The organism is Pseudonocardia xinjiangensis (assembly GCF_012911925.1).
Classification (GTDB): Bacteria; Actinomycetota; Actinomycetes; order Mycobacteriales; family Pseudonocardiaceae; genus Pseudonocardia; species Pseudonocardia xinjiangensis.
The window spans coordinates 22,022-33,159 of record NZ_JAAXKY010000080.1; the positions used below are offsets into that span (position 1 = coordinate 22,022).

At 73.2% G+C, this 11,138-nt stretch carries 9 protein-coding genes; 5 read left to right on the top strand and 4 right to left on the bottom strand.

What is annotated here, in order from left to right; all coding sequences use genetic code 11:
- Nucleotides 1-8: 8 nt before the first annotated feature.
- Genes HF577_RS22500 through HF577_RS22515 form a run of 4 tightly spaced genes read right to left on the bottom strand, consistent with a single transcriptional unit; the run spans nt 9 to nt 4,785 of the window.
- Nucleotides 9-1,523: an ABC transporter substrate-binding protein gene (locus HF577_RS22500; RefSeq protein WP_211174675.1), complete on the bottom strand. Its 1,515-nt coding sequence runs from the start codon at nt 1,521-1,523 to the stop codon at nt 9-11.
- Nucleotides 1,524-1,532: 9 nt separating this feature from the next.
- A complete protein-coding gene (locus tag HF577_RS22505) occupies nt 1,533-2,390 on the bottom strand; it encodes an alpha/beta fold hydrolase (protein WP_169397912.1) in 858 nt (285 codons plus the stop codon).
- Nucleotides 2,387-3,745, bottom strand: a complete 1,359-nt coding sequence (locus HF577_RS22510) for an O-acetylhomoserine aminocarboxypropyltransferase/cysteine synthase family protein (protein WP_169397913.1) — start codon at nt 3,743-3,745, stop codon at nt 2,387-2,389. Before HF577_RS22510 ends, HF577_RS22505 begins: the two co-directional genes overlap by 4 nt.
- Nucleotides 3,742-4,785 (bottom strand): isopenicillin N synthase family dioxygenase, encoded by a 1,044-nt coding sequence (locus tag HF577_RS22515; protein WP_169397914.1) that lies wholly within the window; start codon nt 4,783-4,785, stop codon nt 3,742-3,744. The genes HF577_RS22510 and HF577_RS22515 overlap by 4 nt, the downstream gene beginning before the upstream one ends.
- A 387-nt stretch (nt 4,786-5,172) precedes the next feature.
- Between HF577_RS22515 and HF577_RS22520 the strand changes: the two genes are divergently transcribed.
- The 5 genes from HF577_RS22520 to HF577_RS22540 all read left to right on the top strand — a co-directional run bounded on the left by HF577_RS22520 (nt 5,173) and on the right by HF577_RS22540 (nt 10,275).
- Nucleotides 5,173-6,276, top strand: coding sequence for a VIT1/CCC1 transporter family protein (locus HF577_RS22520; RefSeq protein ID WP_169397915.1), 1,104 nt, complete (start codon nt 5,173-5,175; stop codon nt 6,274-6,276).
- A 132-nt stretch (nt 6,277-6,408) separates the two neighbouring features.
- On the top strand, nt 6,409-7,455 hold the full coding sequence (locus HF577_RS22525; protein ID WP_169397916.1) for an LLM class flavin-dependent oxidoreductase: 1,047 nt from the start codon (nt 6,409-6,411) through the stop codon (nt 7,453-7,455).
- Between the two features lie 68 nt (nt 7,456-7,523).
- Complete coding sequence (locus HF577_RS22530) at nt 7,524-7,847, top strand: nuclear transport factor 2 family protein (RefSeq protein ID WP_169397917.1); 324 nt, start codon at nt 7,524-7,526, stop codon at nt 7,845-7,847.
- 46 nt (nt 7,848-7,893) lie between these two features.
- Nucleotides 7,894-8,562, top strand: a complete 669-nt coding sequence (locus HF577_RS22535; RefSeq protein WP_169397918.1) for a DUF1707 SHOCT-like domain-containing protein — start codon at nt 7,894-7,896, stop codon at nt 8,560-8,562.
- A 435-nt stretch (nt 8,563-8,997) separates the two neighbouring features.
- Nucleotides 8,998-10,275 carry an HNH endonuclease signature motif containing protein gene (locus HF577_RS22540; protein WP_169397919.1) on the top strand — a complete coding sequence of 426 codons (1,278 nt, stop codon included), beginning with the start codon at nt 8,998-9,000 and terminating at the stop codon, nt 10,273-10,275.
- Nucleotides 10,276-11,138 lie beyond the last annotated feature (863 nt).

Consider the following 11,138-nt stretch of genomic DNA (forward strand, 5'->3'; position numbering starts at 1 on the left):
CTGCCTCGCTACTGCGCGGCCGAGGCCGTGACCTGCGCGAGGTCGAGCCGTGAGTTCGTCTCCCTCGTGGGGAACCCGGTGACGCCCGCGCGGAGCACGACGAGGCTGGTCGGGCTGTAGAGCCAGTCGCTCACCGCGTCCTCGGAGATCTTCCGCGCGACCTGCCGGTACAGCCCGTCGCGCTCGGCATCGCTCGCGGCGGTCGACGCCTGGTCGGCCCACTGCTGGACCTGCGCGTCGGAGTAGCGCCAGTAGTAGTCCGGGTTCGCGTAGTTCCCGATGTCGCGCGCCTCGGCGTGGTCGACGATCGACAGGTCGTAGTCCGCCTTCGTGTAGACGCGGTCGAGCCAGGTCGCGAACTCCACCGGCTCGTAGCGCACCCGGATCCCCACCTGCCCGAGCTGCGACGCCACGTACTCGCCGATCCTCGCGGAGTAGATGTTCGGCACCACGAGGGTCAGGTCCAGCCCCGACCCGAACCCGGTCTCGGCGAGCAGCGCCTTCGCCGCCGGGGGGTCGTAGGGGTCGATGGAGGTGAGCCCGGCGTCGAACCACGGGTCGGTGGGCGCGACGCCGCTGCCGATGCGCTGCCCCTTGCCTGCCAGTGCCACGCGGATCAGGCCGTCCTTGTCGATCGCCTGCCGGATCGCGTGGCGCACGCGTACGTCGGCGAGCGGGCCGCGGCCGTTGTTGATGCCCAGCACGAACTTGTCGCTGGTGACGCCCTCGGCGACCGTGAAGTCGGGGCCCTGGAACTGGGACAGGAGCGTGGGGTCGGGCCCGGTCTCCACGTCGGTCTCGCCGGTGAGCTGGGCGTTGTTGGCGGCGGTGGTGTCGGGGATGTAGTGCAGCACCACGCCGGAGAGGTTCGCGGGCTGTCCCCAGTAGTGCTCGTTGCGCGCCAGCGTGATGGACGACCCGCGCTGCCAGGAGCGGATCACGAACGGCCCGCTGCCGTTGGCGGTGCCGGCGAGCGTGGCAGGGTCGGTGCCCTGCTTCAGCACCGCGGCGGCGCGGTCGGTGAGGGCGTAGGTGAAGTTGGCGTCGCGACGCGAGAGCGTGATCACGACGGTGTGCGGGTCGGGGGCGTCGACGCCGGTGACCGCGGCGAAGTCCGCCTTGTTCGGGTTCTTCGACTCCGGTGCGATCACGTTCCGGTAGGACCACACGACGTCGGCGGACGTGAGCGGGGAGCCGTCGGCGAAGGTGAGACCGTCGTGCAGCCGGAACGTGTAGGTGAGCCCGTCGGGGGACGTGCTGACGTCCTGCGCGAGCAGCGGCACGATCGCGCCGCCGGCGTCGCGGGTGAGCAGCCCCTCGTAGACGTTGTCGAGCAGGAGCTGGGAGATCGCGGCGCCCGCCACGCTGGTGATGTCGAGGCTGGTCGGCTCCAGCACCAGCCGCACGTCGAGCGTGGTGTCGGCCGCCGGGGCGCCCGCCCCGCCCGACTCCGCACCGCTGCAGGCGACCGCCAGCACAGCGGCCGCGAGCAGCAGGGGGACGAGTCGTCTGACCCGGATCACGGACTCTCCTTACGGGGTGGGGACGGACGTGACCGCCGCGACGAACCGGAGCAGCTCGGCGTGGACCTCGCCGCGGTCCAGCTCGTGCAGGACGTTGTGCCGGTCACCCGGGTACACGACGACCCGCGCGCGGGGCAGCAGCTCACCCACGGCCACCGCGCCCGCCGCCGGGGCGATGTCGTCCTCGGCGCCGTGCAGCAGCAGCACCGGGAGGTGGTCGAGCGCACCGTCGGTGACCGCGGCGCGGGTGCGCGCCCCCGCCGCGGTGAGTGCCGCGAGGGTCTGCGGGCGCAGGCCGCCGTCCCACACCAGTGGGTCCTCGCGCACAAGCCTGGCCTGCTCGGGGTCGCGTACCAGCTCGGACGGGTCCTTGCGCAGCTCCATCGGGTCGACCCCGGACGCGAGGAGTGCGCTCAGCCCCTGTCCGCCGTCGAGCAGCGAGGAACCGGCCAGTACGAGCCCCGCGGTGTCGGCGGCGGGATCGGCAGCCGGACCGCTGACGGTGCCGGTGCGGATCTCCCCGACCAGCAGCGTGGCCACGGTCGCGCCGAGCGAGTGCCCGGCCACCACCACCGGGACCCGGGGCCACGCCGACCGGGCCTTGGTGAGCAGGGTCTCGGCGTCGGCCACGAGATCGTCGACGCTCTCGACGAGGACCCGCTCGCCGTCGCTGTAGCCGTGGCCGGCCTGGTCGAGCGCCCACGTCCCGACGCCCATCTCCGCCGCCGCCTCCGCGAGCGGGCCGTACTGCCCGCTGTGCTCACCGAGGCCGTGCAGCAGCACCAGCAGGGCCACCGGACGGCCGCCCGGCTCCCAGCGCCGGAAGTGGATCCTGCCCCGGCGCCCCGCGAACCAACCCCTGATCATGCCGATCCCCCCAGTGTCGATCTGTGTGTCGAGCCACCATGTGCCGGGGCGCCCGATCCGGCCAGCGCTGACTCGAGATCGGCGAGCAGGTCGTCGATGCCCTCGATGCCCACCGACAGCCGGATCAGGCCGGGCGTCACGCCCGACGCCCGTTGCTGCTCGGGGTCCAGCTGCGCATGGGTGGTGGAGGCGGGGTGGATCGCGAGGCTGCGGACGTCGCCGATGTTGGCGAGGTGGCTGAACAGCGTCAACCCGTCCACGAACCGCCTGCCGGCGTCCCGGCCGCCCTCGATCTCGAACGCCACGACCGCACCCGCGCCCTGGGGCAGGTAGTGCCGGGCCCGGTCGGACCAGCGGCTCGACGCGACCCCGGGGTAGTGCACGCGGCGCACCTGCGGGTGGCGTTCGAGCCACTGCGCCACGGCCGTCGCGTTGGCGCAGTGCCGCGCGAGCCGCAGGTCCAGCGTCTCGAGGCCCTGCAGGAGCAGGAAGCTGTTGAACGGGGAGACCGCCGGGCCGAGGTCACGCAGGAGCCGGGTGCGCAGCCGCATCGAGAAGGCCAGGCCGTCGCCGGAGAACGCGTCCCAGAACGACAGTCCCTGGTAGGTCGGGTCGGGGGTGGTGAGGCCGGGCCAGCGAGCGGGGTCGGCGCCGAAGTCGAACCGCCCGCCGTCCACCACGACCCCGCCGATCGCCGTGCCGTGGCCCGCCAGGAACTTGGTGGTGGAGTGCACCACGACGTCGGCACCGTGCTCGAACGGCCGCAGCAGGTAGGGCGTGGGCACGGTGTTGTCCACCACGAGCGGCACGCCGGCGTCGTGGGCCACCTCGGCCACCCCGGCGACGTCGAGGACGTTGCCCAGGGGGTTGCCGATGCTCTCGCCGAACAGGGCCCGGGTGCGCGGGGTGACCGCCGCCCGCCACGCGACGAGGTCGTCGGGATCCTCGACGAAGCTGACGGCGATCCCGAGGTCGGCGAAGGTGTGCGCGAGCAGGGTGTGGCTGCCGCCGTAGAGCGCGGCCGCGGCCACGATGTGGTCACCGGCCCTGGCCAGGTTGAGCAGGGCCAGTGCCGTGGCCGCCTGGCCGCTGCCCAGCGCCACCGCGGCCGTGCCGCCCTCCAGCGCCGCCATCCGCTCCTCCACCACGGCGGTGGTGGGGTTGGAGAGGCGGGTGTAGGCGTGCGACGCCAGGTCGCGGAGGGCGAACGCGTCGGCGGCGTGCTCGGAGTCGGTGAAGACGTAGGACGTGGTCTGGTAGATCGGGACGGCCCTCGCCCGGGTGGCCGGGTCGCTGCTGGTCCCCGCGTGCACCTGCCGGGTGGAGAAGGACCAACGTGGCGCCGGGGCCGTCACGCCTGCCGGGCCAGCACGTCGGCCCACCACTTCTGCGCCACCCGCGGGTGCGACCGCAGCCAGCCCACCAGCGCGTTCTCGCCGAACGCGGCGAGCAGCGGGTTGTCCGGGTCGGCACTCACCCCGGTGGCCGCGGCGGCCAGCTGCGGAGGCAGGTCCAGTGGCGCGACGACGGCGTCGAGACGCGGGCCGAGGAAGAAGGGAACGGAGTAGCGGTCCACCCCGGCGGCCGGGCTGAGGACGCGGTGCCGGGTGGCCGTCAGGTAGCCCTGGGTGGCGATCTCCAGCATCTCGCCGATGTTCACCACGAACGCGCCCGGCATCGGGGCCGCGTCGATCCAGCCCCCGCCGGGGGCCAGCACCTGCAGGCCTCCGACCTCGTCCTGCTGCAGCAGGGTGAGGTAGCCGTAGTCCTTGTGCGCGCCGACGCCCTGGTCGTCGGCGGGTGTGGGCCGGCCCGGGTAGTGCACGATCTTCACATGCAGTGAGGACTCGTCGTCGAACCAGGCGTCGAAGTACGCCTCGTCCTGCCCGAGCGCGACGGAGAGCGCCCGCAGCACCTCCCTGGTCACCCGCAGCGCCTCGTCCTGCCAGGTGAGGACGCGCTCCCGCAGGTCGGGCAGCGCTGACGGCCACTGGTTGGGGCCGATCAGGCGTACCCAGTCCGGGTCGCCGGGGCGGGTGTCCACGGCGGCGCGCTCGGGACCGATGTCGATCTGCTCGCGCCAGTCCGCGTTGCCCCCGGTCTGCTCGGTGCCGACGCGGGTGTACCCGCGGAACTGCGGGGAGTGGATGTTCTCGATCTCCAGCCGCTGCTCGACGGGCAACGCGAAGAACTCCTTCGCGGCGTCCAGGATCCCGTCGGTGACCGCCTCCGGCACGCCGTGGCCCGTGACGTAGAAGAACCCGACCTCGTGTGCCGCCCGGCGCAGCTCGGTCAGGAACGCCTCCCGGTCGGCCGTCGGGTCCCGGAACCGCGACAGGTCGACGACCGGCAGGGTGGCGCCCTCGACGGGGGGCACGGTCACGTTCTCTGTCATGGGACGACCTCGTCAGGAGTGGGGACGGACGACACGGCGACCACCGCCGGGGGCCGGGGCGGACGTGGCGGGCGGCGGGTCAGCGACAGGCCTGGTCGAACTGATCGCCGCGGCGGCCTGCCCAGACGGGCTCGAGCAGCGCGCCGCGCGTCCCGCCTGCCGAGGTCATGGGGCGATGAAACCATGACGATGCGTCAACAACCATGACCATTCCGGCGTTGTGACCGACGCCGCTCTCCGGCACCGGGACGCGCCCCGGCAGCGACCTCCACGACGGGTGACCCACCGGACGAACTCCCGCCGTCCAGCCGTCCCGATGGGCTAACAGGGGGGACGTCACCGCTCGCCCGGGCGGCCCGGGAAGCGCGGGACGGGAAGAATCGAGCCGTGGTCACCCCATCGTCTCGTGGTTCGGAGAACCCCGCACCGTCGTCGGTGCGCCGCTGGCGACGGCGGCTGGCCGACGAGCGTGAGGAGGCGAAGGTCTACCGCGACCTCGCCACCCGCCGGAGCGGGGAGGAACGGCAGATCCTGCTCGGGCTGGCCGAGGCCGAGGAACGGCACGCCGCGCACTGGGCCGGCCTGCTCGGCGACGACGCGGGACGGGTCCGGCGCGGGGCCGCCCGGATGCGGCTGCTGGCGTTCCTGGCGCGCCGGTTCGGCTCGGTGTTCGTGCTGGCGCTCGCGCAACGCGCCGAGACCCGGTCGCCCTACCGGTCCGACGCCGACGCCACGGCAGCCATGGCCGCCGACGAACGGGTCCACGAAGAGGTGGTCCGCGGGCTGGCGGCCCGCGGCCGGGCCCGCGTGTCGGGCACCTTCCGCGCCGCCGTCTTCGGCGCCAATGACGGTCTGGTCAGCAACCTCGCCCTCGTGCTCGGGGTGATCGGCGGCGGCGCCTCACCGCCCACCGTGGTGCTCACCGGCGTGGCCGGGCTGCTCGCGGGGGCGCTGTCGATGGGCGCCGGGGAGTACGTGTCCGTGCGCTCGCAGCGCGAGCTCCTCGCCGCATCCTCGCCCGACGTCCGCGACGCCCACGCCATCCTGCGCGAGCTCGACGTCAACGCCAACGAGCTCGCGCTCGTGTACCGGGCCCGCGGGGTGCCGCCCGAGGAGGCCCACCGCCGGGCCGCGGCGGTGCTGCGCAGCGACGACCCCTCGTCGGCGGCCCTGGTCGCCGACCAGGTCCAGGGCGAGGACGGCTACGACGTGGTGGGCACCGGCGTGGGTGCCGCCCTGTCGAGCTTCTGCTTCTTCGCCTCCGGAGCGGCCGTTCCCGTGCTGCCGTTCCTGTTCGGGCTCAGCGGGGTGGCCGCACTCGCCGTCGCCGGGCTGCTCGTCGGGCTCGCCCTGCTGCTCACCGGCGCCACCGTGGGCGTGCTGTCCGGCGGTCCGCCACTGCGCCGGGCACTGCGGCAGCTCGCGATCGGCGCGGGCGCGGCCGCCACCACCTACGGGCTCGGCCTGCTCGTCGGTGCCGCGGTGGGCTGACCCGCGGTCCGATCCGGATCACGCTGGCGAACCGGCGCGATCGGAGCGAAGCTCGGACGCACCGAGATCGGGCCGGCCGAGATCCGGGCGGGCCCGACCTCGTCGCGACGTCCCCGACCGGAAGGCAGCACCGTGAGCTTCGCGTTCGGCATCTTCGACTCGTTCGACCTCGGTGACGCCACCCCGGGCGCCGTGCTCACGAACCGGCTGGACCTCGCCGTGGCCGCCGAGGCGGCCGGGATCGACCACTACCACGTGACCGAGCACCACGGCACGCCGCTGTCGGTGTGCCCGTCCCCCAACCTGTTCCTCGCCGCGCTGAGCCAGCGCACGTCCACGATGCGCATCGGAGCGCTGGTCAACGTGCTGCCGATCTACGATCCGCTCCGGCTGGCCGAGGAGATCGCCGTCCTCGACCAGCTCTGCGCCGGACGGCTCGACCTGGGTGTCGGCCGCGGGGTCAGCCCCTACGAGCTGGGCTACTTCGGCGTGTCCGACGAGGACTCCCGTGCACTGTTCACCGAGACGCTCGGCGTGGTCACCGCCGCGCTGGCGACCGGGCGCATGAGCCACCGGGGCGAGCGCCTGCGCGACTACGACGTCGAGCTGTCGGTCCGTCCCGTGCAGCTCCCCCACCCGCCGCTCTGGTACGCCTCCAGCAACGCCGGCACCGCGGGGTGGGCGGGCACCAACGACGTCAACTTCGTCGGCCGGTGGAACGACGGCTCCTTCATCTCCACCGCCGAGACGTTCTGGAACGCCTGGGAGAGCCGTCCCACCCGGGCAGGCGGCCCGCCCCGGATCGGGGTGGCCGCCACCGTCCACATCGGGGCCACCGACGAGGAGGCGCTCGACCGCTACCACAAGGCCCACGCGGTCTACGCCCGTCAGCTCACCAAGCTCTGGCACGACCACGACGACCACCGGGCCGACGCCATGGCCGACGCCGAGGCCGGCCTCCGCCGCGGCGCGGCGCTGGTCGGCTCGCCGCAGACCGTCCGCGACCTCGTTCTGGAACAGGTCGAGCGCGCGGAGGTCAACTACGTCGAGGCGACCCTCGCCTTCGGCGATCTCACCCCGGCCGAGGCCACCGCGAACCTCGACGCGTTCACGGAGGTGGTGGTACCCGCCGTGCGCGCGGCCACGGCCGGGCGCGAGCACGTCCGCGACGCCCGGTGAGCCGAGCGGTCCTCGGTCCCGGCGGCCATCATGGGACGGGCCGCACCGCCCTCCGATCGGAGCTCGACGTGACCACCTCCCCACCGGCCCCTGTCCGGCAGCTGCTCGATGCCGCCAACCGCGGGGACGTCGACGGGTTCCTGAGCAGCTTCACCGCCGACGGGGTGGTGGACGACTGGGGGCGGGAGTTCCGCGGTTCCTCGGAGATCCGGTCGTGGAGCGACGCCGAGTTCATCGGGGTCCGGGTGTCGCTGACCCCGACCGGTGTGGTCGAGCGGGACGGGGTCGTGACGGTCACCGCGCAGGTCGGCGGCGACGGTTTCACCGGCCCGAGCCAGTTCTCGTTCCACCTCCAAGACGGCCTCGTCTCGCGGATGACCATCCGCGCCTGACCGATCCTGCTGGCCACGACGCGTCCGGAGCGCCAGGATGTCCGCCGTGGACCAACCGCCGCAGCCCGAGATCCGCATCGGCGACCGCGAGCGGCGGGAGGTGGACTCCCGGCTCCAGCAGGCGCAGGCCGACGGGATGCTCACTCTCCTCGAGTACGACGAACGAGCCGCCGCCTGCTGGGCGGCGCGCACGCGCAGCGAGCTCGACGCGCTCACCAGCGACCTGCCGCAGTCCGACCAGGCCGAGACCACGGTGCTGCCGGTCGACACCCCCGCGCCCGGCCCCGTGGAAGCGCCCCCCGCCGGCCTGGCCCGGCGAGTCGTCGGCGGTGTGGTCACCGCGGCGCTGGTGGGTACCGGCCTCTACCTCGGCGCCCAGGTGATCACCGCCGACGACGGCGTGTCCGTCTTCGGCAGCGGGGTGGTGCAGGTCGGCGCCGACCAGCAGCGTGTCGAGGTCGGCATGCTGTTCGGCAGCATCCGGGTGGTCGTGCCCGACGACGTGCGCGTGCGCCCGTCGGGCACCGTGATCTTCGGCAGCACGAGGTGCGAGGAGGCCTGCCGCCCCGGCCCGGGCCTCCGCGAGGTGGTGGTGGACGCCGACGGCGGGTTCGGCAGCGTCAACATCATGCGGCAGAGCGAGCTCGACCGCGGCGACTTCGGCGACCGGGACCGCAACTCGGACCGCGACGACGACTCCGACGACGACGATTAGCTGTCATGCCCGGCCGGGTTGTCGACCCGGCTGACTTGATCGCGACGAGATCCGGGTTCTGGCCCCTGGGAGGGCGATGAGCCTCATCTCGCAGAGATTTTGCTGGTTTCGCCGCGCCGCGCCGGTCCTCCCGGGGGATGGCGGTGCGGTCCGCGGTCCGCGGTCCGCGGTGCGTGGTGCGTGGTGCGTGGTGCGTGGCCCAGGGGCCCGCGAGTCGCCCGTTCCCGGTGCGCGAGTCGCCCGGATTCGGCCCGCGAGTCGCCCGCGGCGCGTTCTTGATCAGCGTGAGACGCGGGTTTCGGCCCTTCGCCGGGCGATCAGGCAATGCCACGATCTGCCGCGGGCGGGGTGCGGGCCACCGCCACGAGCGCTGAACGGCCGTCGACCTGCGACGACCAACATCGATTCGAACATGTGTTCGAGTACGATGAAGAGGTGTCGGACAGCCCGCTCATCACCGCCCATCGCCTCCTGGTCGAGGCGATCGACGCGCTGGCCGCAGCTGCTGAGTCCGGCGCCACCGACGACGACCTGCTGTCCGTGCTCACCTTGTGCGAGGGCACGAGCCGGCGATTGGACCGGCTCGTCGTTGCCACCGTGTCCACTCTGGAGCGGCGGGGCACGTTCGCCGAGCGCGGCTACAAGTCGACCCCGGCGGCGTTGGGGGATCTGCTCGGGTGGGAGCGGTTCGAAGCCCGCCAGCGGGTGGTCGCCGCCGAACAGGTCTGCCCGCGGGTGAGCCTCGATGGCACCGCACTACCCGCGAAGCTGCCTGCCACCGCAGCGGTGTTCGCCGCCGGCGCCACGGGCCTGCGGCACGTCGCCGTGATCGCCCGAGTGCTCGCCAGCCCGGCCGCGGAAAGGCTTACGCCCGAGGTGTGGGCCGGTGCGGAAGCCCAGCTCGCCGACAAAGCCGCGGTCTATACGCCGTCGGAGCTGCAGACCTGGGGCACCGCGCTGGTCGAGGCCCTCGACGAGGACGGCGCCGAACCCGACGACCGGCCGCCCGCCCCGGTCAACGAACTGCACCTGATCCGCCACCGCGGGAAGGCGGGCGGCACGCTCAAGGCCCGGTTCGACGACGCCGCGATGTTCGACGCCATCGCCACCGTCATCGACGCCCACGCCCGACCCGCCACCGCCGACGAACACCGCAGCACCGCCCAACGCCAGGCCGACGCCCTCGCCGACGTGTGCGGGTACGTGCTCGACCACGGTGACGTGCCCGCGTGCGGTGGGCGGCGCCCACACCTGACCGTGCTGATCCGGCTCGAAGACCTGGAGAACCGGGCCCGCGCCGCCTGCCTCGACTTCGGGGGCACCTTGTCGCCGGAGTCGTTGCGGATGCTGGCCTGTGACGCGAGGGTCGTGCCCGTGGTGTTGACCGGGAAGGGTCAGCCGCTCGACGTCGGTCGGGTCACCCGCACCATCCCCGACGGGCTGCGCCGTGCCATCGCCGCCCGCGACCGCGGCTGCGCCGGCTGCGGGCGGCCACCATCCTGGTGCGAGGTCCACCACATCAAGGCTTGGCAGGACGGTGGTGACACGGCCCTGCACAACTGCGTGATGTTGTGCCGGGCGTGTCACCGGCTGCAGCACCATTCCGACTGGGAAGTCCGGATCCGCGACGGGTTGCCCGAACTGATCCCACCCGCCTGGATCGACCCGGAGCGAAGACCCCGCAGACGACCACTCCTGCACCTCGCCGCATAAGAGGTCGCGAAGAGAGGCGCAGTCGGCTGAGCCTCTGGTGATCACTGGGGGGCACATGTGCCCGCGCTGCGGTCCTGGCCGGCGACAGCCAGGCCGACACGCCGTCAACAGCGCTCATGACACTACAACTAGCAGCGGCGGCAACGGCGGAGGGATCTCAGCAGGTCCAGGCGCCGGCCCCCCCGCAGCAGGCCGCAGGGGGCCTGCGCCAGGCCTGCCGCCGCTGATGCCTGCCCGAGCCCGCGCCATGGTCACGTATCGCTGTTCAGGGGGCCTGCTTCCGCGTCATGTGACCCTGACGCGGAAGGCTGTCCTGGCAAGGGAGCGTGGTCGCTCGCGCCGCGCGAGTCGCCCGTTTCGCGCTGCAGCCCGGCCCCGCTGGGGGTGGGTGTGCGGGTGGCCGGTCTCGGGGCCTGAGTTGCCGGTCCTGCGGTGCTGGTCCGGCCCCGCAGCGTTGTGGTCCCGTGTCGCTGTTCTGGGGCGTCCCTGAGCGCGATATGTGTCCATGACGCGGGTGGGGGTGCGGGGTCCGGCTCGGTCGCTCGTGAGATACGCGGTCTAGCGGCGACGTGCGCGACCGGGCGCTGGCCAAGACACGACTCCGTCGGGTTCAGCCGAAGGGCTGACCCCGGGCCGTTTGACGGCGACCCGGCCCTGCTCGACGATCGGAGCACGGCCCGCGACTACCGAAACGCCCCATCCCCGGCCGGATGGTGGCCAGGTCGCATCGGGGAGGGTCCCGCCTGGCCGCATGACGGGAGAGATCATGGAGTCAGCTCCTGATCGACGAGTGCAACGGCGTACCGTGCTGGGCACGTTGCTCGTGGCCGGCACATTGCCGCTGGCTCTGGGCGCCTGCAGCA

Coding starts and splice junctions, on each gene's coding strand:
- HF577_RS22505 (WP_169397912.1), bottom strand. CDS start 2,390: ATGATCAGGGGTTGGTTCGCGGGGCGCCGGGGCAGGATCCACTTCCGG.
- HF577_RS22515 (WP_169397914.1), bottom strand. CDS start 4,785: ATGACAGAGAACGTGACCGTGCCCCCCGTCGAGGGCGCCACCCTGCCG.